A 21,375-nucleotide genomic window follows, 5' to 3' on the forward strand; every position below is an offset into this window, starting at 1 on the left:
TATGCGTATTGCCTTAGGTGATTTTGAATTCCGAGATTTCGAGAAGCCGAACAGTATTCTCCGTGGTGGTGAGCAAATGTTGGCTGTCCGCCAGTTTCCAGGAGGAAATGTTTCTATTCAGAATATGGGCCCCGGGTATCGTCCCATTAGTTGGAGCGGAATGTTTATTGGGAACGACGCCTACGATCGCATGATGGTTGTAGGACTGATGCGAACTGCTGGAGCTGCCGTTGAATTCACTACAGATAAATTTTCGTTTCCTGTTGTCATTAAAGAGTTCCTGCCTGATTACAAAAGCGATTTAAGAATACCATTCGCTATTACCCTGATCCATATTGTAGATCAACGAGCGAATTCCTCATTGCTGATAGATGCCATTGATAAAGCAGCTGATTCATACGAATCTGAGAACCCGGCAGAGTCTCAGGGGAAAACATATGTTGTTCAGGAAGGGGACAGCTTATGGCGAATCGCAATGACTCAAACGGAATCCAAAGACCCCAATCATTGGGAGCAGATTTATCAGGATAATGCAGATGTCTTAACAGATGGGCCAAATGTATTGAGCCCGGGGATGGAGTTGAAGATAAATGTTTAATGATTCTTTAGCCCCTCGATCTGGCCCCTTGCGTCCAACAGGCAAACCAATTGTCAACATCTCCATTAACGGAACAGCTGTAACGGATTGGAAACAGTTTAGGGTAGATTTGAATGGGCTTGGTGCTATTGATACTTTCGATATTACACTCCCCTGGGAAGTAACAGATTCACCGCGGGATAGCCTCTTATATAGCGGCTCAACTTCTTCATCGGATCTTGTCACTGGATCGGCAGAAGTATTAATTCAGGCTGGTTTTGAAGGAGAGGGGGAGCTGGTCAATCTTATTGAAGGCGCCATGGACCATTCGGCATGGGATTTCTCAAAACAGGATGGAGAGATTGTTACCCTGACAGGGCGTTCCTATGCGGCACGTCCATTTGACTATAAAGAATCGGCAAAATGGCAGAACATGACCAGTACAGCCGCCTTCAAGGAGATCGCTTTATCCCATGGCCTGACTCCCATTGTCCCCGTAGAAACAACAAAACTGGTTGGAGAATATACGAATGAGGACCATGCTAATATCACCCGCGAAGTCTCACACTGGGACTTCGTTTTGTATTTAGCACAGAACGAGGAATTCACGACACGGGTTAAGGGGAAAGAATGGTTTTTCGGCCCTAATGAGGAACTTGATGGTTTTTCGGATGATCCTATCATTTTTTCTTGGGGCCATAACATTGATGAACCCTTTCGGATAGAGAGAGCCCCCAATGCAGCACGAAATTTGACTGTACAAGTGATCTCATGGGCTCCTGGGAAAAAGAAAGGCGGGCGCCGGATTATCGAGAATGCAACCTTATCTGGAGGCAGTAACGGCCATAAATATGTGATGCGGTACTATTATCCGAATCGAACCCGGGACCAATGTCAGCAGCTTGCCCGAGGAATCTTAGCTGAGATTTCCAAGAACCAGCTGTATGGATCCTTCTCAACCGACTGGTTTCAGGATCTATCAAACGAACGCCGAATTGAGCTGCAGGGTATCGGTAAGGGGCTAAGCGGTAAATACTTCGTGCCTAAGATTTCAATAACTGGTTCTAAAGAACAAGGGCTGCGTGTTGAAGTGAGCTTTACAAATCTGCCTTTGGAAGAGGGAGGGACATACGGTTGAGCTCTTTTTCGGATCAAAGAAGGACCATTGAGGATATGTTGCCGCAGTCGCCCATCGTTTTTGCGACGATAGCCGCCGTGGACCCCGGTAATCGAATGTTAAAGATCATGATCGAGCCATGGGGAACGGAATCAGGATGGTGCAAAGTTTTAAAGGATACGTTCTATCCTATACCTTTTCATCTGATTGGGGGTACAACTTATACCCACGAACCGCAATGGCCGTATAAGGTTGATCAGGAGGTGTTGGCTGCCGTAGTCAGGGGAGCACAAGGAACGGAGCAGTATGTCGTTTTAGGTTTGCTTGATGAGGGGCTGGTGAGCGAGCAATGAACTATGGGTCAGACTTCTTGATTATCGATGGAGATATTGTTTGGGAGGGGGATAATTTAGCCACTATTAGCGGTGAGGATAACGTGAAGCAGCAAGCTGAGCTCAGAATGCTGGCCGATCTTGGTGAGAGCATCTTTTTTAAGGAATACGGCGGAAAACTGTTCACCCACCTAGGCAAAACTTATTCGATAGAGCAGAAGCAGGCTGCCGAATCAGAGGCACGATCAGTCTTGCTTAAGGTAGGTAACGCTAATGGGCAAGGGTGGATTGAGAAGGTTCTGGAGTGCAGCATTACTCCTGTTAAAGGTCAAAAAGCATTTAGGTTATTTGCTCGGTACGTCCTCCGAGGAGATACCAAGGTGCAGGACTTCAACATTAGATTGGAGGTGTAGAGTGAGTGATCCAATTTCCATCGAAGGATGAGATTACACAGGTATTGGTGACGAACCTTTTGGGATCCGGTAAAACCATTTCCGATTTGCCTAATCAGTGGGTGATAAAGAGCCTAATCATCGGGCTCCGGGAAGCCATTTATATGTTCATTGTTACTCTCAAGTTGGTATATGACCAGTTAACTGCTACGAGGGCTAAGGGTACAAAACTTGAGGAGATTGGTTATGAGACTGGTGTGGACAAGAAGCAGGCAACCAAGGCCGTGCATCAAGTCACCTTGAAAAAATCAAGTCCTGTCGCTGCGGACACACCTGTTCCTGATCTATTCTTAGTCACAACAACGCCCGCCGGAAACAGCCCGCCGGTACAATTCCGAGTTGTAACAGGGCAGAATGCCTTTATACCAGTAGGCCAGAGTCAGGTTAATGTTTTAGTAGAATGCACACAATCAGGGATTGTAGGGAATGTGCCCAGTGGCTCGATCGACCTTGTGGCTCAGGCTGGATTTGATTCTGTTGCCGGTTCCACTCTTACCACGGCCGGTACTGACATTGAAGATGAGGAAGCTTATCGCAAACGGATATTAGAGAGAAAAAGAAATCCGCCCAGGGGAGGAACAAAAGCGGATTATAAGATATGGGCTGAGAGTGTGGAGGGCGTACTGACTGCCTTAGTCCTCCCGAGAAATCGGGGCAATGGAACTGTAGATATCGTTATTACAGGCGTGAATGGGGTGCCGGACCAATCCCTGATTGATGATTGTCAAGACTACATCGATTCATTGACGCCAGCCGATATTGCGGACGGTGGGGTACAAGTAATTGCTCCAACAACGGTACCCATTAATATTACGTTATCTGGTTGTGTATGGGCCGATGGAATAACCACCGCGATTGGTTCGCCAATTGTCCAAGCTGCAATCTCACAATACATTATCAATCAAGCTAATACGGATAGAATCGTAAGATTTATGGATATCATAGCAACCGCCAAAACAGCACATGATGCCACAGACATTACGAACAAGCCGGTTCTCGTAGATTTTGTGATGAACACACCAACCAGCAATCGAGTGCTTGGCAATGTAGAAATGGCTGTGCCTGGAACAATCAACATTTCATAGGGGAGGGGAATTCATGGGGCTTTCTTCATTTCTTCAAGGATTCTTCCCCCATCGTTGGCTAAACAAAAAAGGAACAGGCAACATTCGTCTTTTCAATGGACTGGGCACAACACTGGATTGGGCAAATTCTTTCGTTATTCTGGTGAGGAATGAGTCAAGAGTGCTGACAGCCGTAGATACCATTCCGCTGCGGGAAAAAGAGCTTGGGATAACCTCTGACCCTTCGGTTCAGATCGATGTCCGTAGGTCCGGGATCATAGCGAGAATGAGGGAACAGAGCCGGCCAATGACCGCGGAGGATTTGGCGACAGCACTCCAGTCGTACGGCATCGTTGTGAGTATTCAACATGATTATGCCAATTACAAAATGTTTATCAAAATTTTGAATGTAAATGGAGTGCCGGAAGGGTATCCCCAAATCCAGGCATTTATTCGGGAAGTTGTTAGAGCACACGTAGAAGTTATTTTTCAATTCCGATACCTTACAATTGCTGAAACTGAAAGCATGACAATATCACAAATCGAGGCTACAACACTTGATAGATTTGCAGGAGGTGGAGTGTAAATGGCAAATCCCAAGACTACAAACCTTGGATTAAATAAGATTGACAGAACGTCACCGACCACGACATACATGAATTTGCAAACAAACCTTGATGATAATTGGGATAATATAGACAACCAGCTTGGAGCACAAATTGCCGTATCCCCTGCAGCCATGCCTGTAAGCCTTAAAAGCGGGCTGCAAGTAATCAATTCTTCCCGCGTCGCGCCGTATAACGTGACGAGCATCAAGGGCCGCACACTGGTTAACCTGCTGGGGCGTGATGGTGGTTTCGAGGTAGCTAATAACAACTGGACTGCTTTTCAAGGCACTATTACCTACCAAATCGGGAACACAGCCCCTGATACAGGACAGGGTCGCGTATCGCTTGCGATCACTTCAGGCAGTTACGTATCTGCATATAAAACAAACATACCTTTTAAAGCGGGGAAGTATTATGTCCTTATATCAGCAGCGCGCAATTTTACTGCTACATCCGTTCGCCCCGTTATCGGAGCGACAGGCGCTGCCCAGATTGTTAATTCGTCTGTGTTTACGCCACAACTATCCACTTTCACTACGCAATGGTCTAGGATTAATGTTGGAACCACGGATATTACAGGAGGTACTGTAGAACTACAGGTCGCTGGAGCTGTCGGTCAAACGGGAGTTTTCGATTCCGTACGTCTATATGAAATTACGCAAGCCGAGTATGATGCGCTTGCGAGCATGACACCAGAACAAGTCGCCGCCAAGTATCCGTATGTTGATGACGTGAAGCCGATCACGAATCCTTATGTTATCAAGTACGGGGAAAACTTGCTGCCTACAATGTACGAATGTTCCCTCACGGGCGGTAACGCCGCTATTAATGTGCAAGCGCCATATATTTTACAAATGGTATCCCCGGATGGTAACGCCAGTTTCTTTGACACACCAAAACTACCTTTGATTCTGGGGCAACAGTACACACTGTCTGCTACCATTTCAGCTAACGCACACATGCAAGTAGTCGATTCTCAGGGTGTCGTTGCTAGTATAACGGCTACTATACCTTCGGTAACCTTTATCATTAGAGAATTTGGCGGTACGTATATACGATATTCCGAAGGAGCAGCCGGAACACATACGTACACAAACCCAATGCTTAGCCTTGGTGCTATCGCCCTGCCATTCAAGCAGCGTGAAGACGATTACCTTATCTTGCCGGCACAGTTGCACGCGAATACTGACGGCAGTGTTTACGACGAAATCACGTACCGCGACGGGCAATATTTTAAGAATTCCCGGTTTAAATCGATTGATTTGGATGGTAGTTTGGCTTGGACGTATTCCCCAGTAAGTTATACAGGATATAAACGAGTTGAACTTGTTAATAATCTTGCTGCGGTACCTCCATTCCAACAAGTTGTAAAATACGATGGGAAAATACTCACTTATAATAATTCTGCAAATACTGCTGATACATTTCTGGTTGCATCGGGAACAACTTATATTGTAATTCCTAATACTGACTCCGGATGGGGCGATTCGTATACACCTTCCGCTGCCGAAATTCAAGCGTATTTTTACGGGTGGAAGATGACAACACAAGGTGTAAACAGTACCGCGCCTTATGATAGGACTGACAATCAATTTAAGCAATGGTATCCGATCGGCAATACTGATGGCAGTGGATATGTGATAACGTTGCCTACAGTCAAATCTTCTACTAACTACAAGCCCTACAAACTCGTATACCAACTTGCCGTAGCAACGACAGAGGTCATACCAGCCGAAGGCGGCATTACGCTGCATGATGGTGGTAACCAACTTGAAGTGGGCGCTGGGATGGTTGTACGTGAACGTATAAGGGCCGCGACAGATGATGGCGGCTTGTCTTACTACATCAATACCAATGGTAATAACGGTACGCAACACACTGAATTTGCATATAGGTTGGATAAATTGTTTAGAATCTATCGAGGTTTAGACGCTGATTATACATGGATGTCTAGCGCTTTAAATGCGCCCAATGCTTACGGCAAGTACTGGTACACAAATAGAGGTTATGACAAATTATCAGGGTACGCCGTTACGTACACACCTTTAGATTCCCACTTACTTACAGGTAGCCTGCAAGCGATCAACGGGGAATATAGCACGAATTTAAAGACAGCTGTAGACAAGCTGGCCCGCAATCAAGCGGACGTCTTAACCCGTGTCAGCGTCTTGGAAACGCAGAAGACAGGGAAGGTGCAGCCGCAAATTATAAAGCCTACTTTGCTGAATGGGTGGAGTTTATTCCGTGGCGGCTACTACAAGGGTACTGATGGCCGGGTTTATGTTGATATGGGTATTACAGGCGGGGTTTTTGTAGAGGGAACGCAAATTATGCAATTCCCCCAAGGTTATGCCCCCCTAGACGATATCCACTTTGAAGCTTTAGCTAGTACCGCTGGCATTGTAGCTGCAAATACTATCGTAGAGGGCAAAGGCTATATCACACTTGGTAAAATGATTATTTATAAAGGTGCTAATGGTTATATGCACCTGGCATTCTCGTTCCGCGCAGAATAAAGGAGGTTTGGCCTTGAAAGAAGCAATCATAGTCAACCTGGACGGATATATGACCGATGTAACGCTTGTCGCAGATGATGTGACAGGCGTTTTTCCTATCTACCAGCAGCCGGGAAAGTCAGAGTCGGAGGAAGTAGTCGAGCCTGTGTTAACAGGCCACACGGTTGCCGTCCCGGTCACCCCAGGACTGTACAAGCCGCGTTTCGACTTCGCAGCCTGGGAGACGTATCAGACAACGCTTGAGGCCTACAGAATATCGCTGGCAACTTGGCAAGGTACACCGGAAGAAGATAGAGCCTCCGAACCGCCAAGCTGGACGGGAGAAATGTCTGCCTGCTGGATAGAGGGACTTACACAGGAAGAACTGGACGCGATAAAAAATACCGTCCCGCCGAAGTCGACAGAACAAAAGCTGGAAGAATCCCTGGCGTTAGTTGCGCAGCTGCGCCAGGAAATCGCAGTACAAAAAGACATTAATGCAGCCAACAGCGCCGACTTCATGGCGCTGGTGGACTACCTAGCTGAAAAAGGAGTGTTAGACTAATGGCAATCTTATCTTTCAGGGTTTCAAATTATGCATTGAACATCAACATGACCGGGCAGCAGCGGTACACGGGGCGGGATAACTTCACCGGGATCCCGGCAGAGTATGCACCGCACGTTAAAGCGTACGCAGCGAAGAACTACTATGTAGATGATATCGACCGCGCTTTTGCTAACGGCTGGCTTACAGCGGAAGAACATCAGGACACTTTAGATCTTAAAACAGAATCCGATCCACAATTCAGACCGTCAACGTTAAATGAATAAGAACCAAGGCCCTGTATATCACGGGGCTATTTTTATGCCCGTTAATGGGCGGAGAGGGTGCGAGCCAATGTCGCCACAAGCAGACGAAACTCAAGAAATTTTACAGCGATTAACGAGGGTAGAAACAAAACTCGACATGATGAACAGCGCGCGGGATACTGCCAATGATGCCCTACAGTCCACGAAAGCAGCGCACAAGCGACTCGATACCATCGAAGAAAACCAGAAGTGGATATGGAGAACTGTCGTGGGAGCGATGATTGTTGGAGTTGTAAATCTACTCTTAAAAGTGAAAGGGATGTAAGTATGACGGATGATATGATCTTGCAGCTCGCCGCGATCGTGGCTGCTTATGTTGGTGTGGGGAAAACGCTTGGAATTAATCCAAAATACAGTCCGTTGATTGCCATTGCAATCGCGGCTGTTTTTGTTTTGGTGCCGGACAGCATGCAGAAGACCATCACCTCTATATCAGTTATTGGATTGACGGCCAGCGGTGCATATAGTTATGTTAAAAATTCGGATGGAGGTAAATCCAATGGCAAAGGGATTTGATTGTGCAACGCCGTTGACTGCGGAAAAGGCCCGGGAGTTTATTGCTTCCGGGTTTACGTTTGTCTGCCGATATCTCGCCCCAGCAGGTTCGTGGAAACGGCTGACGGCAGCTGAGGCTCAGAGGGTTACGGATGCAGGCTTGTGGCTAGTATCCGTATTTGAGCGAGGCGCGGATAACGCGCTGGCCGGGGCTGCTCAGGGAGCGGAGGACGGCAGGCTCGCTCTCCAGTATGCGCGGGAGGTTGGGCAGCCGGAAGGTACGGTGATCTACGCTGCGGTGGACACGGACGTTAACTCATCCCACTATGACGCTATTGAGGCATACCTCCAGGCGTTTGATGAACAGATAACCGGCTATGAGCTGGGCGTGTATGGGGAGTATGAAATCTGCAAGGTAATGAGGGATCGGGGCATTGTCAGCAAAGTATGGCAGACGTACGCCTGGAGCCGCGGCGCGAAGGTAGAAGATTCGAATATTTATCAATATGAAAATGACGTCACTGAGAACGGGATCGGGATTGACCGGGACGAGTCCAATGGTGACGCGGGAGGATGGAGAGTAGGTATGGCGATTAAGAATTCAGTGCCGGAGCTGTCGGCAGCCATTGCAAATAATATTATTGAATCTTACTTATCGGTCGCGTGGGATAATTGCGAAAAAGAGAGACTTTTGGCTTTGGATGCTGGACGCGAGGATGATGCTGCTGCATGGATGCAACTGCGTGATTGGCAGCACACCTTGGCAGATGAGTTGCGGAAGGCTTCCGGACAACAAATGGTATAGTGTCCTTCTTAATTAATAAGTGGAAAATTAGGGATATAATGTTTGGACAATCCATGTAATTTTTTGTAATCTATTTTTTGTGCAAAAAAACATATTATTAGACAAAAAGGAGAGATTTGGTTGAAAAAGTATTTATCTATATTTTTGTTTGTTTTCGTTCTAGTAATGATGGTACCTGTTTCATCTGCCTTTGCTGCTACAGTTGGACAATCATTGACTGTTCCTGAAACTGGATGGCAGAGGTTTGACGATACTGCATCGCAATTTTTATTCTCAAACTTTACTAATCCACGAGCGACTCAAAGTGGTGGAAATTATAACGGCACTGTTTCTTACTCAAATGATTTAAACGCAAGAGTGGATTTCAAATTTACTGGAAAGAAAATTAGAATTATCACTCAAATGGCTTCATCTAGAGATCCTCTAGCTAAAATCACTATCGATGGAATAAATTACACATACTCTGAGAAGTCATCTAGTCTTATTTTCCAAGCTTTAGTGTTCGAAAAGCAAGATCTATCCGATGGAACTCACACAGTTACATTGACAAGAAACTCACCGTCAACAATTTATTTTACGTTGGATGCAGTTGACATTGATGCTTCGGGACAACTATTAAGTAGTGAAGTTCCAGATCAATTACAAGCATTGAGTGGCGACGCAACAGTTACACTTAATTGGAATTCTGTCCCTGCAGCAAATGGATACGTAATTAATTATGGAACATCAACGGGAGTTTATAATAAATCAGTAACAGTTAGCAGTAATACTTATTCTGTTAAGGGACTTACAAATGGTACAACCTATTATTTCGTAGTTGCTGCAATAACTACTAATGGGGTAAGTGGTAATTCAAATGAGGTTTCAGCTAAGCCCTTGGCACCAGTACCATCAACACCTTTGGACTTAAATGCAACATCTAGCAACAATCAAGCAATCCTTTCGTGGACACCATCTTCTGGGGCAACGAGTTACAATGTCAAGAAAGCGACTCAAAGTGGCGGTCCTTATACAATTATTAGTAATAACGTAACTGGAGCAACTTATTTTGTGGATGCAAATGTAACCCCCGGCACAACGTATTACTATGTCGTTTCCGCAGTAAACGAAAGCGGAGAAAGTGCAAATTCCAATGAAGTGTCTCTGACTCCAGTAGCACTAGATCCTTCATTGAACGTTATTATCGCAGAAGATAAAGTAAAAGTTGGACAAGAATTTATTGCAAGCATTGATTTGAAAAATGTAAAGAACATCTACGCTGAAGATTTTACTATTAAGTACGACAATACTTTGTTTGAGTTTGTAGGGTTTGAAGAAATCCCTGGGTACAAAATTTACAACCAACCTGCTGCTCAAAATGGATCCATTCGCTTCATTGTTGCAAGCCAAGGTAAGGACAATGGAATCAGTGATGAGAAAGTGTTCTTGAAATTGAAGCTTCGTGCAAAAGCTGCTGGAACAGGTAAAGTGGACGCTACTAAATGTAGAATCGCAGATACTGAAAAGGAATTTGATCTGTTGGAAGCAAACTGCACAGAGGATACTGTTACTGTGGAAGGTCCCAAAGACGTAAACAGAACTGGCGAGTATACACTACTTGACTTGGCTATTGACGGTTACTACTATGGAGAGCTTGCTTCGAACGCGGATCCATCCAAGTACGATGCAAACCAAGCTGGCGATGAGTATGTTAAAGACGAAGATCTTGTGTACATTGTGAATCAAATGCTGTTGAATACAAACTATCCATTGAATGGCTAATTTAAAGAAAACCTCCACTGACAATCTGGTGGAGGTTTTTGTTTTTTAAAATTCATTCGGTTACTAAATCTTTGTTCGCAAGTAAAAAGTAATTTTGCTGATCCATCGTTGTTACGATAATCCGGCCATCAGCGTCATAATCCATATCTAATATTTCGGAAGCTTTCAATGTTTTAAATTCATATGTTTTCGAATGGAAGACTTGGTATATCATTCAATCACGCCCTTTCATCATCATAATAAAGGGCATATACGAAAACTAATACAAGCAACATATGGAAAAAGATATACTAATTATTTCACAATGAACTCAACTTTTGTTCCATCGGGATACTTCTCCAATTGATTACTCACCCAACTCCCAGCCCCGCGATTATCAGAAGGATTTATGTATTTTATATCCGCTCCCGTACCACCCTCATCACACATTGCCATCGGCCATTCGTCACGATCGTAACCCTTTTTAGTAGGAACATCCTGTAGTGATTTTTTTCGATTCTCTTCGGCTCCCGCCCGGTCTATCGTACAAATCGAGGATTCTCCAGAAACAATGGCATCTTTAATATGCCTTCCCGTCTCTGGGAAACGATCTGAAGGGAAGATTAACTGTACTGTAGCCGGGGTGTTGGTTACCACTTTCTCAGACGGGTAGAACTTCTCGTATAAAACTGATCCTATGAGAACAAGTAGTACAAGTACGAAAGTGTAAATTTTCTTCTGTCTTTTCAAAAAAAGCTGCCTGCCTTTCAATAAATGTAACTACATTTTAAATGCTTTTAGCAAATAGTGTAAAGCCAAGGTTTAAAGATGAAAGCAGGTAACTATCCTTATATTTTAATTACTTCATTAATATAATTATTTAGCTTGGTTCGTATATCCTGTTTTGCTACTTCTCTTTCTAATGTAAACTCACACCGTTGGCCTCGGTACAGATAGGGGAAGTAAACAGAGTCCTCATCCTTTTTTTCTTTCGTGTTAATGACTGAAATATGCAGCTCATTCAATTGACGGCGAATAGTTTCAAGATCATTGCGCATTTTGTTTATTATGACTGTTGCAGTGGCTGCATAAAGAGAGCGTAAGGTGTACTGGGATTCTTTTAATTCAATCCGGTTTTTATTAACAATGGTTATAGCTATAGGTAGCGTAATGTAATCCCGAATTAAAGTAAGCTCTTTTTCTGAGTTCATAATTGCACCTCACTTATGATTTATGGATAGTTCATGAATTTTGTTGCTAAATTATATCTATTCGTTAAAATAAGAACGTATGTTCTGTTTTTTTATTATAATACACCATCGGGAAAGGAGTAAAGTGAATGCTCTCAGATATTGAACGAAAAATGCTAAGGGTAATTTCTAATTATTCAATGAGGTGGCGAGAGATGCCAAGTATACGTGAACTGGAGATTAAGACTGGTCGTAGTCGAAGAGGTGTATTAGAAGTGCTGAAGACCCTGAATAATGAAGGTTATATTGAGTGGTCTGAAAGTTCACCTGAAAATATCGTTCTGATTGAGGCGTGGGAGAGAGGACCTGGCTATCAATTCAAATCTTCTACGTTTAACTCAAAAAATTCACCATTTTTGAATTAAAAAAGCTGAAATAAAAAAAGGACCATTTAGGCCCATTAGGGAAAGTTTCTAATATTTATAGAAGGGATTTTTTGAATTTGGTCCCCAATCCGTCCCCAACTCAAGAAAAAGGTATCTGTACTAGTGCTTTTTTACACGCTGTTATATATAGAGAAAACCTTATGTATCAAGGGTTTGCCGAAAACTGTTTCATAAAATAATTTCGGGGCCCCTTGCGGAGCCCCTCATGGGAGAGGAGAAACCGGACGAAGAGCTTATGGGGAACGTAAGTCTTCTCCGCGGTTGTCTACGACATTTTCGGATGTCGATGATATAAGCATGGACACTTTTGGGAATTTATATACATCATTCTACAAATTTTTGTGCAAAAGTTTCCGTTTGTGGTACGATAGCATTACTATCGGGTAGAAGGTGGAAACGCATGAGAGTCATTTCTGGAAGTGCCAAGGGAAGGCCGCTGAAGGCGGTACCCGGCATGAATACAAGGCCTACCACCGATAAGGTGAAAGAGGCTATTTTTAGCATGATCGGTCCTTATTTCGATGGGGGTCACGTACTGGATTTGTTCGCCGGTACCGGTGGATTAAGCATCGAAGCGTTAAGCAGAGGGATGGAACGAGCGGTATTGACCGACATCGAGAAGAAAAGCATTGACACCATCAAGCATAATTTACAAGTGACCGGCTTGACGGATCAAACGGAAATTTACCGCAATGATGCGGTACGAGCATTGAAGGCTTTAAAGAAGAGGGACGCCCGGTTTGATCTGGTGTTTCTGGATCCTCCCTACCGGTTAAAGGTAGTTAAAGACCTGATGGAGCAGCTGGACCAGAACGATATGCTGAACCCAAATGCGACGATTGTCGTAGAACACGATGCCGAGGATAAGTACAGCGATCCGATCGGCCGTTTGGAGTGGGTTCGTCGAGCCGAATATGGAGATACGGCAGTAACCATTTATAGAAATACGGCAGCGCTGCAAGCAGATCTTGTGAGTTCGGAAGGAGTGGAAGGAACGTGAATACCGATCATTTTGGAGTGAAAATTGCTGTGTACCCGGGCAGCTTTGATCCGGTGACGAACGGGCATTTGGATATTATTCACCGGGCCTCGAAAGTGTTTGATAAATTGGTCGTAGCTGTCTTGAACAATTCGAGCAAAAACCCGCTATTCAGCGTGGAGGAGCGGGTGGAGCTGCTGCGTCGAGTCACAAGCGATCTGCCTAACGTAGAGATCGACAGCTTTCGGGACCTGCTTGTTAATTATATGAAGCAAAAAAACGCGCATCTCATTGTCCGCGGTCTGCGCGCCGTGACGGATTTCGAATATGAACTGCAGCTGGCGTCGATGAATCGGAAATTGGATGACAATATTGAGACCTTTTTTATGACTTCGACGCCTCAGTATTCTTATTTGAGCTCCAGTATTGTGAAGGAGATCGCCCGTTTTCATGGCCCGGTCGGAGACTTGGTGCCCGAAGAGATAGAACGTGCATTGCGAGCAAAATATACGAAAAATTAAGCGTGGCTATACATAGCATATGAGCAATAAAACAAGGCAATCCTTAGTGTCTGGTGCGGTCCGGATGGCGAAAAGCAAAGGCCGTAAAGACGGACAGGACCAGCATAAGCAGTAAAATACTGCCGAGCCAGAGCATCGCGGGGCTGACCATCAGCCAAAGGTTCAAGATTTGTAAATTCCACTCACCGGGTGAGCGGGAGCTGTCAGCGAGCATAGCAGTCCATTGCAGGGTCGGAGCCGTTTCGGATACGATCCTGTTTAGCGGTTGCCAGAAAGCCGCGGTAGCAGCAAAAGAAAGCGCGGCATGTATCAGCCGGGCGCGAAGAAAGGAAGAATAGCGGATGTCCGTTGCATAGGTAAAACTTTTGACCTGTGCATGAGTGGACAAGCCGCCCCAAGCGAAAAGTGCACTGAGTAATGCATACTGCCAGGTTCCGGATAGGGCAGTATGTTGTCCGAGTGTGAAGGCGCCAAGATGCATTTCGAACAAGCCGGGAAGCAGGGCGGACAGCAAGGCTCGGGCATCAGCGGAATCCGACAGGCCGAACGCCGATAGAACGTGCGCTGCAAAGGGGATGACCTGGCTCAGGCTGACGACATGAATCAATACGGAGAACATCATCATGAGCCCGCCGATAACCATAAGCTGCTGGACGGCATGGACGACGGAATCGCCCAAAAGCTTGCCGAAGGTTCGGCCATCTTCTGCCTGTGCATTTTTCAAGGCTGTCATGCCTCTTGTGAGCAGATTTTGTCCGTTGAAGACACTTTCGGCGGATCTCCGGTTTACGACGACGTCGGGCTGAGCCGGAACTCGGGGCTGCGTCATCCGTTGCCACAGGCCGAGCAGCAGAGCCGTTCCGTAGTGAATAATAGCGAGCGCAAGGCCGGTTTGGGCATGGTGCAGGAATCCGACACCTACGATCGTTACAAGAAAAACAGGGCTGAGCACATGGCTCATTGAGAGGAGCCGCTCTGCCTCTTCGCGGCTGATTAAGCGATCCCGGCGCAGTTTGCTTACCGCGACAGCCCCGGAAGGCGCACCTGCCGTGAAACCGAGTGCAATCGCCCAGCCGCTGATGCCGGGAAGCCGGAAAAGGGTCCGCAGAAGCGGATCAAACAACGCGCCTAACCCGTGTAAAATGCCCATGCCACGCACGATCTCCGTGATGATTAAGAAAGGGAGCAGTGCTGGGAATACAAGCTTCCACCATAGCGTTAATCCCTGCAGCGACGATTGAAAAGCCTGGTCTGGGAACAGGATGATGCTTACAACCAACAGCAGCGCCAAGCCCCCCAATACAAGGGTGGTCAAACGCTGAGAAGACATGAAGGCTATGCGAGCCATAGGGGAACCAACTCCGAACACAGGATGGTACATGTTTACGCTTTGTCCGCAGGGTTTAGACCAAGCTGTTTGCCCCTGAGGACGAGAATGTCCTGGGATAGAGATAGGAGGCAAGCCAGGTGAAGGGGGAGAAATACGACACATGGAAGACGCCGCACAGATGAAACGTGCATCACGCATCGTCGTTTCCGTTTTTATAGCGATAGCTGTTGTATATTTAATTTATTTTTTGCCGCTGCCGCTTTTTATTTTTTCAGCAGGTACGGCCGAGGTGACAAGACCGATGGTTCAGGTAAAGCAGGATACGTTTGAGGAAAAGGGCTCGTTAATGCTTACAACGGTACGCGTAAGCGATGCGAGCGTGTTTAGTTATCTTCTGTCCTTTATCCGGCCTTACGATGAATTGCATAAAAAGTCCGAGCTGCTCAACAAGGATGAGTCTGAGCAGGAGTATTCACAACGCCAGGAAGTAAATATGCTGTCCTCACAATCCGATGCGATTCAAGCCGCTTACCACAAGCTGCAAATTCCTTACCATATTAGCCACGATGGCGTTGTTGTCGTGCAGGTGTTCAAAGACTTTCCGGCAGCTGAAGTGCTGCAGCCCGGGGATTTTATTGTCAAAGTGGAGGATGTGGAAGTCAAGGACAGCACAGATTTGCAGAAGCTGCTTAAAGGCAAAAAAGCTGGGGACTCCGTTTCTGTAACGTACCGGCGCAAGAGTGAAACCCGAACGGCTCCCATTCAGCTAGGGCTGCTCCCTGCGGATGATGCATCTAAGCCGGAGGAGCGGAGAACGGGACTGGGCATCTCACCGGCAAATATGCAAAGCGTCAAAGCGGATCAAGAGGAGAATCAGGTAACGATTCGGGCGGGAGATATTGGCGGTCCGTCGGCAGGCTTAATGTTCTCGCTCGAAATTATCAATAAGCTGACGCCGGAGGATATTACCAAGGGCTACCGTATAGCGGGTACCGGTACGATTGATATGAAAGGCAATGTAGGGGTCATCGGCGGCATCCAGCATAAAATTATTGCTGCAGATAAAGCGGGGGCTGATATCTTTTTTGCACCGAAGGATTATACGGCACCTAATGGACAAAAAGTGAATAACTACACCGATGCCTTACAGCGGGCAAACGAGATTCATACGAAAATGAAAATCGTTCCCGTAGGAACGATGGAGGATGCACTGCAATATTTGCAGACGCTGCCGCCCAAAGAATCGAAATAAAACCCGGGATTGTGCATAAGTATATGCCTATGCCCTACATGGTACTGAAGATGAAGGAGAACGGGGGAGGGCTTTTCTCCCCGTCCTGAGCGCCAGCGGGCTTAGCCTTGCACAGGAGGCTCGTAGTAATCGCGGAAAAGATCCTTTTCCGTGGCTGCGGCATACCCTAGTGCGTATACGGAGGTGGCCTGCAGGTCCAATTGCAAAAGCGGCGAGGCTTCCGGCAGGCTCGTGACCTTGGTGACAACCGGAACCTTCGCTGTTTTTTTCATACGCCGCAGCAGCTCACGGCCGGTTGAATTGAACCCGAGCACACGCAAATAGGGGACGCCCTGCTCAAGCACGGACACCGCAAGCTGCGGCTTCTTGTGGTTGAGCAGGATGCGCAGAAGCATCCGCTGCAGCTTTGTGCGCGTGTAACGCTTCGTTTTGAGCAGCCCGAGCAGCATGTCTACGGTACGACCCGAATCCGATCCTGTACCGGAAAGGGAGAGCGAGGGAAGGGCCTGCTTGATCCGGTGCTCCAGCCCCTCATTCACCTCGTGATACTCGGCAAGCTGCTCCGCACTGTGGTGCAGCAGCTGGAGCAGCAGCGGCTTGGCGTAGGCCTCCCAGCCGAGGGGAGCCCGCCCCGCGTCCCACTCGCGGCGCAGCACCTCGTACGTGCCCTGCGGCACGTACGGAACAAGCTCTTCGAGCGTGCCTCGCTCGAAGAGCAGCCGCCGCAGCGCGGTAGCGCTGGCAATCTGCCGGTCGGTGATCTCGACCTGGCTGTAGCCCGCTTTCTCCCGCGTGACGGTCAGCGGCTGAATGGCGCTGCCGAGACGCCGCAGCGCGAGCAAATAATGCAGCCCAAGCGTATTGTTGGGCTGAGAGAGCGCCGCGGCGTCGGTGCCCGGCACGTACGCCGCCACGGCTCTGCCGTACGCGGCCGGGTACGGCAGGCCTGCCTTCAGCTCCCGCTGAAGCAGCTCGCCGAACGCGGCGGACTCGCAGCTCATGGCGTCCGCGACGGCATGCAGCCAGCCGATTTGGCCGCTCTCGCTGCCGAAGCAGAGGCTGTCGACGACGCCGGTCGCCTCCAGAGCGGATACCGCGCCATAGGCGAACCATTCCGCGGGCTGGGCCGAGAAGGCCACCGGCAGCTCCAGCACGAGGTCGACGCCGGCCCGGAGGGCCATTTCGGCCCTGGACCATTTGTCCACAACGGCAGGCTCGCCGCGCTGCAGGAAATGGCCGCTCATGACGGCGATGCTGGCATCGGCGCCCGATAGCTTTTTCGATTGTTGGAAATGATATAGGTGACCGTTATGCAGAGGATTGTATTCGACAATTAAACCGACGGTTTTCATAAGGATGCCTGCCTTTCTTTGGAAACGGCCTCGGGGCCAGCAGTGAAAGAAGTAATGAAGTTCCAAGAGGTGATGCAGATCACGAAGGGGGACGCTCTAAAAGCAATGCATTCCCTGTTTTCTAGCAGGCCTCACAATAAATTCACTATAGCATGATCTGAAAATGTTGACAAAATAGAAGGATTATCGCTATAATAATCTTTGTTTGTTTGGGGTGATACTATTGTTCATTCGATTGAAAGAGTTGGCGCAGAAAGCGAACACGGTACATATTAATGAGACCATTGATTTGACCGATGTTTTGAAGAATCGCAAGGATTTGCTCAGCTTCGGCCCGCTGCAGGTGGACCTGCAGGCCTATCATCAAGATGGGAAGGCGGAGGTGACTGGAGAACTTGGGATTGATGTGGAGCAGGAATGTTCCCGCTGCCTGAATCCGGTGAAGCAAAGGCTGGAGATTCCTTTTCACGAAACGTTTGCCCTTGCTGCAGATGAGTCGGAGCCTGATGACGAGGATGATGATACGCATTACGTCACAGATGAGAAGATAGAATTGATGCCCTACTTGATTGAAAATGTGCTTTTGGATTTGCCGTACGTGCCGTTGTGTGATGAATCTTGTCAGGGCTTATGCCCGACTTGCGGAACCAACCGCAATGAATCGGCTTGCGGCTGCAAGAACGAGAAGGTAGATCCGCGGCTCGCCGGATTAGCGGACTTTTTCAAGCCGTGAACCGGCAAACAATGGTCTAGGGAATGGTTTTGAATTCGTTGAAGGAGGTGGGATAGATGGCAGTACCTCAAAGGAGAACATCCAAAACACGTCGCGACAAGCGCCGTACTCACTTTAAATTAGTAGTTCCAGGCATGGTAAAGTGCGACAATTGTGGTGAATTGAAATTGGCTCACCGTGTGTGCAAAGTGTGTGGTTCTTACAAAAAAAGAGAGATCATCAAGCAATAGTTCTTTCGAACACGAAGCGGTAGCACTTCATCTGACGGTGAAGTGCTATTTTTTTGCTTCCCTTTTCATAGGCTATCCATTATACTATCTCTTATTACTTGGTCATAAGATAAAGTGTTATGCCAATTTGGATACACTAAGCTACATAGATGCTTTGGTTTATAATTGAACTTTTAGCAAGTATACGATTCCATGGAAAAGGTGGTGTCCGGCATGGAACGCCTTCCTAAACGCCAGCGTCAGCAGCAATTGGCCGGAGCTATTGAGGATAATCCGTTTATTACGGACGAAGAATTAATGCGTTTTTTCCAGGTAAGCATTCAAACGATTCGCCTGGACCGTCTGGAGCTCGGTATTCCTGAGCTGCGCGAACGTATGAAGCTGATGGCCGAGCAGTCGTATGATCAGGTTCGGTCGCTTCCACTGCACGAGGTGATCGGGGATGTCATTGATCTGCAGTTGGACAAGAGCGGCATTTCGATGTTCGAGATCAAGGAAGAGCATGTATTTTCCAGAACGAAAATTGCCCGAGGCCATCACATTTTTTCCCAGGCAAATTCGCTGGCTGTAGCGTTGATTAACGATCCGATTGCACTTACGGCTGCGGCAGACATCCGGTTTGTTCGTTCGGTTAACCTGGCTGAGAAATGTATTGCCAAGGCTTATGTCCGATCGATTTCCAAAGGGAAAGCCAAAGTGGAAGTTTTCACCTATGTCGGTGAGGAAATTGTGTTTCAAGGAAATTTCATTATTTATCATTCAGCAAAAGATCGTGCAGAGGGAGGGGAGCCAGATGCGGATAGCCATTGATGCGATGGGCGGCGACCATGCTCCTGATGTTGTTGTGGCCGGAGCGCTGGAAGCGGCGCGGGAATGGGCCGATACGACCATTATTTTGGTTGGAGATTCCGCCCGGATTGAACCGCTGCTCCAAGGCACCAAGCCTTCCAATTTGGTCATTCGCCATGCGGCGGAAATTATTGAAGCGGACGATGAGCCAGTCAAAGCCGTGCGGCGCAAAAAGGATGCCTCGATGGTCGTAGCGGGGCGTATGGTACGCGAGAAAGAAGCCGACGCTATGATTTCAGCCGGGAATACGGGCGCGTTAATGACAACGGGGCTGCTGGTCGTAGGCCGGATTGCCGGTATTGAGAGACCGGCCTTGGCGCCGATGATACCGACGATGGACGGAAAAGGCGTGTTAGCCTTGGATTTGGGCGCTAATATGGATTCCAGTCCAGAGCAGCTGCTTCAATTCGCGATTATGGGCAGTATATACAGAGACAAGGTTCACGGGGTTGCGAACCCGCGGGTAGGGCTTTTGAATGTAGGCACCGAGGCGATGAAGGGCAACGAACTGACGAAGGCCGCTTATCCGCTTCTGGAGCAGGCGCCAATTCATTTCGTAGGTAATGTGGAGTCCCGAGAAGTACTGAAGGCTCCATGCGATGTATTGGTTTGTGACGGCTTCGCCGGCAATATTATGCTGAAGTCGGTGGAGGGGGCCGCGTCCGTGATCTTCTCCGTGTTGAAAAAAGAGTTTACCCAAAATTTGTTTACCAAATTGGCTGCACTTATTTTAAAACCTGGCTTAACCAAATTTCGCCGCAGCTTTGACTATTCAGAGCATGGTGCAGCTCCGCTGCTCGGAATCGACGGACTTTTACTGAAGAGTCATGGTTCCTCGAACGCTTTTGCCATCAAAAATGCCGTCCGGCAAGCGCGGATCGCATTGCAAAATGATCTTGTACGCAGCATATCTAAGGAAATCAGTAAGGGAAGCGAGTTGTGACCTATGAGTTTACTGCCGGTTGGCATTATTGGATCTGGAAAATATGTACCGGATCGGGTACTGACTAATAAAGAATTGGAACAAATGGTCGAAACCAACGATGAATGGATCGTAGCGAGAACCGGAATTCGGGAGCGCCGTCTGGCGAGCGCGGAGCAAGCGTCTTCGGATCTGGCCTATGAAGCCGCGATAAGAGCGATGGATATGGCCGGCATCACCGCGGAGCAGCTGGATTTGATCGTTGTGGCAACGATTACTCCAGATATGTCCTTTCCTTCGACTGCATGCATCCTTCAGGATCGGCTCGGCGCGAAAAAAGCGGCGGCATTCGACTTGTCCGCTGCATGCTCCGGCTTCATCTATGGGCTGGCCAACGCGTCGAATTTCATTGCTATGGGCATTTATAAATATGCGCTTGTTATTGGTGCCGAATGCTTGTCCAAGATTACCGATTATACCGACCGCAACACTTGCATTCTGTTTGGGGACGGTGCGGGAGCGGTTGTGCTCGGTCAAGTACCGGAAGGCCGCGGCTTCAAATCGTTCGAGCTGGGGGCCGATGGCTCCGGCGGAGAGCTGCTGAATATTAAAGGCGGGGGCTCCCGCTGTCCGTCTTCGCCTCAAAGCATCGAAGGTAAGCAGCACTTTATATATATGGCGGGAAGCGAAGTGTTCAAATTTGCCGTTCGCATCATGGGAAGCGCGGCTGAGGAAGCGCTGCGCAAAGCCGGCATGGACAAAAGCGAAATCGACCTGCTGGTCCCCCATCAGGCCAACATCCGAATTATTCAATCGGCATTAAACCGGTTGAATTTAAACGAAGAGAAAGCTATGATCAATTTGGATAAATACGGCAATATGTCGGCCGCTTCGATTCCTGTTGCTCTCGCAGAGGCTGTGGAGAACGGCAGAGTCAAAGAGGGCGATTGCATCGTGCTCGTCGGCTTTGGCGGCGGATTGACATGGGGTGCCTCCGTATTGGTATGGTAAAACAG

General features: G+C 47.6%; 26 protein-coding genes. 22 read left to right on the forward strand and 4 right to left on the reverse strand.

Annotation, left to right across the window (positions count from 1 at the left end; genetic code table 11):
- Position 1: 1 nt before the first annotated feature.
- From CF651_RS19075 to CF651_RS19135, 13 genes are all read left to right on the forward strand, one after another.
- Entirely contained in the window at positions 2-598 is a 597-nt protein-coding gene (locus CF651_RS19075) for a LysM peptidoglycan-binding domain-containing protein (protein WP_094016465.1), read from the forward strand.
- A complete protein-coding gene (locus CF651_RS19080) occupies positions 591-1,715 on the forward strand; it encodes a phage late control D family protein (protein ID WP_094016466.1) in 1,125 nt (374 codons plus the stop codon). The genes CF651_RS19075 and CF651_RS19080 overlap by 8 nt, the downstream gene beginning before the upstream one ends.
- The gene (locus tag CF651_RS19085; protein ID WP_094016467.1) at positions 1,712-2,047 is read left to right on the forward strand and encodes a hypothetical protein; all 336 of its coding nucleotides are present in this window, start codon (positions 1,712-1,714) and stop codon (positions 2,045-2,047) included. Before CF651_RS19080 ends, CF651_RS19085 begins: the two co-directional genes overlap by 4 nt.
- The gene (locus tag CF651_RS19090) at positions 2,044-2,439 is read left to right on the forward strand and encodes a hypothetical protein (protein WP_094016468.1); all 396 of its coding nucleotides are present in this window, start codon (positions 2,044-2,046) and stop codon (positions 2,437-2,439) included. Before CF651_RS19085 ends, CF651_RS19090 begins: the two co-directional genes overlap by 4 nt.
- Before the next feature lie 5 nt (positions 2,440-2,444).
- The gene (locus CF651_RS19095) at positions 2,445-3,563 is read left to right on the forward strand and encodes a baseplate J/gp47 family protein (RefSeq protein WP_094016469.1); all 1,119 of its coding nucleotides are present in this window, start codon (positions 2,445-2,447) and stop codon (positions 3,561-3,563) included.
- 13 nt (positions 3,564-3,576) lie between these two features.
- A complete protein-coding gene (locus tag CF651_RS19100; RefSeq protein WP_094016470.1) occupies positions 3,577-4,128 on the forward strand; it encodes a putative phage tail protein in 552 nt (183 codons plus the stop codon).
- Positions 4,129-6,666, forward strand: coding sequence for a hypothetical protein (locus CF651_RS19105; protein ID WP_094016471.1), 2,538 nt, complete (start codon positions 4,129-4,131; stop codon positions 6,664-6,666).
- Positions 6,667-6,679: 13 nt separating this feature from the next.
- Complete coding sequence (locus CF651_RS19110) at positions 6,680-7,210, forward strand: hypothetical protein (protein ID WP_094016472.1); 531 nt, start codon at positions 6,680-6,682, stop codon at positions 7,208-7,210.
- Positions 7,210-7,476, forward strand: coding sequence for a hypothetical protein (locus CF651_RS19115; RefSeq protein ID WP_094016473.1), 267 nt, complete (start codon positions 7,210-7,212; stop codon positions 7,474-7,476). Before CF651_RS19110 ends, CF651_RS19115 begins: the two co-directional genes overlap by 1 nt.
- Positions 7,477-7,543: 67 nt before the next feature.
- Positions 7,544-7,780: a hemolysin XhlA family protein gene (locus CF651_RS19120; protein WP_094016474.1), complete on the forward strand. Its 237-nt coding sequence runs from the start codon at positions 7,544-7,546 to the stop codon at positions 7,778-7,780.
- A gap of 2 nt (positions 7,781-7,782) precedes the next feature.
- The gene (locus tag CF651_RS19125; protein WP_094016475.1) at positions 7,783-8,031 is read left to right on the forward strand and encodes a hypothetical protein; all 249 of its coding nucleotides are present in this window, start codon (positions 7,783-7,785) and stop codon (positions 8,029-8,031) included.
- Positions 8,015-8,815 (forward strand): DUF1906 domain-containing protein, encoded by an 801-nt coding sequence (locus tag CF651_RS19130; protein WP_179232887.1) that lies wholly within the window; start codon positions 8,015-8,017, stop codon positions 8,813-8,815. The genes CF651_RS19125 and CF651_RS19130 overlap by 17 nt, the downstream gene beginning before the upstream one ends.
- 120 nt (positions 8,816-8,935) lie before the next feature.
- Positions 8,936-10,576, forward strand: a complete 1,641-nt coding sequence (locus CF651_RS19135) for a fibronectin type III domain-containing protein (protein ID WP_094016477.1) — start codon at positions 8,936-8,938, stop codon at positions 10,574-10,576.
- A 294-nt stretch (positions 10,577-10,870) separates the two neighbouring features.
- Here CF651_RS19135 and CF651_RS19140 read toward each other — a convergent pair whose 3' ends face one another.
- Both CF651_RS19140 and CF651_RS19145 read right to left on the reverse strand, forming a co-directional pair.
- On the reverse strand, positions 10,871-11,305 hold the full coding sequence (locus CF651_RS19140) for a NucA/NucB deoxyribonuclease domain-containing protein (RefSeq protein ID WP_094016478.1): 435 nt from the start codon (positions 11,303-11,305) through the stop codon (positions 10,871-10,873).
- A 98-nt stretch (positions 11,306-11,403) separates the two neighbouring features.
- Positions 11,404-11,766, reverse strand: a complete 363-nt coding sequence (locus tag CF651_RS19145; RefSeq protein ID WP_094016479.1) for a YhjD family protein — start codon at positions 11,764-11,766, stop codon at positions 11,404-11,406.
- Between the two features lie 128 nt (positions 11,767-11,894).
- Between CF651_RS19145 and CF651_RS19150 the strand changes: the two genes are divergently transcribed.
- The 3 genes from CF651_RS19150 to coaD all read left to right on the forward strand — a co-directional run bounded on the left by CF651_RS19150 (position 11,895) and on the right by coaD (position 13,691).
- Positions 11,895-12,170, forward strand: a complete 276-nt coding sequence (locus tag CF651_RS19150) for a LexA family transcriptional regulator (protein WP_179232888.1) — start codon at positions 11,895-11,897, stop codon at positions 12,168-12,170.
- Between the two features lie 421 nt (positions 12,171-12,591).
- On the forward strand, positions 12,592-13,191 hold the full coding sequence (rsmD, locus tag CF651_RS19155; RefSeq protein WP_094016480.1) for a 16S rRNA (guanine(966)-N(2))-methyltransferase RsmD: 600 nt from the start codon (positions 12,592-12,594) through the stop codon (positions 13,189-13,191).
- Positions 13,188-13,691, forward strand: coding sequence for a pantetheine-phosphate adenylyltransferase (coaD, locus tag CF651_RS19160; protein ID WP_094016481.1), 504 nt, complete (start codon positions 13,188-13,190; stop codon positions 13,689-13,691). Before rsmD ends, coaD begins: the two co-directional genes overlap by 4 nt.
- Before the next feature lie 43 nt (positions 13,692-13,734).
- Here the strand turns inward: coaD and CF651_RS19165 are convergent, their stop codons facing one another.
- Entirely contained in the window at positions 13,735-15,039 is a 1,305-nt protein-coding gene (locus CF651_RS19165; RefSeq protein WP_094016482.1) for a nucleoside recognition domain-containing protein, read from the reverse strand.
- A 142-nt stretch (positions 15,040-15,181) separates the two neighbouring features.
- Between CF651_RS19165 and CF651_RS19170 the strand changes: the two genes are divergently transcribed.
- The gene (locus CF651_RS19170) at positions 15,182-16,273 is read left to right on the forward strand and encodes a SepM family pheromone-processing serine protease (protein WP_094016483.1); all 1,092 of its coding nucleotides are present in this window, start codon (positions 15,182-15,184) and stop codon (positions 16,271-16,273) included.
- 101 nt (positions 16,274-16,374) lie between these two features.
- Here CF651_RS19170 and CF651_RS19175 read toward each other — a convergent pair whose 3' ends face one another.
- Positions 16,375-17,625 carry a nucleotidyltransferase gene (locus CF651_RS19175; protein ID WP_094016484.1) on the reverse strand — a complete coding sequence of 417 codons (1,251 nt, stop codon included), beginning with the start codon at positions 17,623-17,625 and terminating at the stop codon, positions 16,375-16,377.
- A 214-nt stretch (positions 17,626-17,839) separates the two neighbouring features.
- Between CF651_RS19175 and CF651_RS19180 the strand changes: the two genes are divergently transcribed.
- The 5 genes from CF651_RS19180 (at position 17,840) to CF651_RS19200 (ending at position 21,370) form a co-directional block, all read left to right on the forward strand.
- The gene (locus CF651_RS19180; RefSeq protein WP_342746597.1) at positions 17,840-18,358 is read left to right on the forward strand and encodes a YceD family protein; all 519 of its coding nucleotides are present in this window, start codon (positions 17,840-17,842) and stop codon (positions 18,356-18,358) included.
- A gap of 56 nt (positions 18,359-18,414) precedes the next feature.
- Entirely contained in the window at positions 18,415-18,588 is a 174-nt protein-coding gene (gene rpmF, locus CF651_RS19185; protein ID WP_028550384.1) for a 50S ribosomal protein L32, read from the forward strand.
- A gap of 213 nt (positions 18,589-18,801) precedes the next feature.
- A complete protein-coding gene (gene fapR, locus CF651_RS19190) occupies positions 18,802-19,398 on the forward strand; it encodes a transcription factor FapR (protein ID WP_179232889.1) in 597 nt (198 codons plus the stop codon).
- A complete protein-coding gene (plsX, locus tag CF651_RS19195; RefSeq protein ID WP_094016487.1) occupies positions 19,382-20,380 on the forward strand; it encodes a phosphate acyltransferase PlsX in 999 nt (332 codons plus the stop codon). Before fapR ends, plsX begins: the two co-directional genes overlap by 17 nt.
- Positions 20,381-20,383: 3 nt before the next feature.
- A complete protein-coding gene (locus tag CF651_RS19200; RefSeq protein ID WP_094016488.1) occupies positions 20,384-21,370 on the forward strand; it encodes a beta-ketoacyl-ACP synthase III in 987 nt (328 codons plus the stop codon).
- Positions 21,371-21,375 lie beyond the last annotated feature (5 nt).

This window comes from Paenibacillus rigui (assembly GCF_002234615.1).
Classification (GTDB): Bacteria; Bacillota; Bacilli; order Paenibacillales; family NBRC-103111; genus Paenibacillus_S; species Paenibacillus_S rigui.

Bases quoted from the DNA above. Each gene is read 5' to 3' on its own strand.
- CF651_RS19130 (WP_179232887.1), top strand. From the start codon at position 8,015: ATGGCAAAGGGATTTGATTGTGCAACGCCGTTGACTGCGGAAAAGGCC.
- CF651_RS19090 (WP_094016468.1), top strand. From the start codon at position 2,044: ATGAACTATGGGTCAGACTTCTTGATTATCGATGGAGATATTGTTTGG.
- CF651_RS19105 (WP_094016471.1), top strand. From the start codon at position 4,129: ATGGCAAATCCCAAGACTACAAACCTTGGATTAAATAAGATTGACAGA.
- CF651_RS19175 (WP_094016484.1), bottom strand. From the start codon at position 17,625: ATGAAAACCGTCGGTTTAATTGTCGAATACAATCCTCTGCATAACGGT.
- CF651_RS19080 (WP_094016466.1), top strand. From the start codon at position 591: ATGTTTAATGATTCTTTAGCCCCTCGATCTGGCCCCTTGCGTCCAACA.
- CF651_RS19170 (WP_094016483.1), top strand. From the start codon at position 15,182: ATGGAAGACGCCGCACAGATGAAACGTGCATCACGCATCGTCGTTTCC.
- fapR (WP_179232889.1), top strand. From the start codon at position 18,802: ATGGAACGCCTTCCTAAACGCCAGCGTCAGCAGCAATTGGCCGGAGCT.
- CF651_RS19150 (WP_179232888.1), top strand. From the start codon at position 11,895: ATGCTCTCAGATATTGAACGAAAAATGCTAAGGGTAATTTCTAATTAT.
- CF651_RS19075 (WP_094016465.1), top strand. From the start codon at position 2: ATGCGTATTGCCTTAGGTGATTTTGAATTCCGAGATTTCGAGAAGCCG.
- CF651_RS19125 (WP_094016475.1), top strand. From the start codon at position 7,783: ATGACGGATGATATGATCTTGCAGCTCGCCGCGATCGTGGCTGCTTAT.
- plsX (WP_094016487.1), top strand. From the start codon at position 19,382: ATGCGGATAGCCATTGATGCGATGGGCGGCGACCATGCTCCTGATGTT.
- CF651_RS19145 (WP_094016479.1), bottom strand. From the start codon at position 11,766: ATGAACTCAGAAAAAGAGCTTACTTTAATTCGGGATTACATTACGCTA.
- rsmD (WP_094016480.1), top strand. From the start codon at position 12,592: ATGAGAGTCATTTCTGGAAGTGCCAAGGGAAGGCCGCTGAAGGCGGTA.
- rpmF (WP_028550384.1), top strand. From the start codon at position 18,415: ATGGCAGTACCTCAAAGGAGAACATCCAAAACACGTCGCGACAAGCGC.
- CF651_RS19165 (WP_094016482.1), bottom strand. From the start codon at position 15,039: ATGGCTCGCATAGCCTTCATGTCTTCTCAGCGTTTGACCACCCTTGTA.
- CF651_RS19200 (WP_094016488.1), top strand. From the start codon at position 20,384: ATGAGTTTACTGCCGGTTGGCATTATTGGATCTGGAAAATATGTACCG.
- CF651_RS19115 (WP_094016473.1), top strand. From the start codon at position 7,210: ATGGCAATCTTATCTTTCAGGGTTTCAAATTATGCATTGAACATCAAC.
- CF651_RS19120 (WP_094016474.1), top strand. From the start codon at position 7,544: ATGTCGCCACAAGCAGACGAAACTCAAGAAATTTTACAGCGATTAACG.
- CF651_RS19100 (WP_094016470.1), top strand. From the start codon at position 3,577: ATGGGGCTTTCTTCATTTCTTCAAGGATTCTTCCCCCATCGTTGGCTA.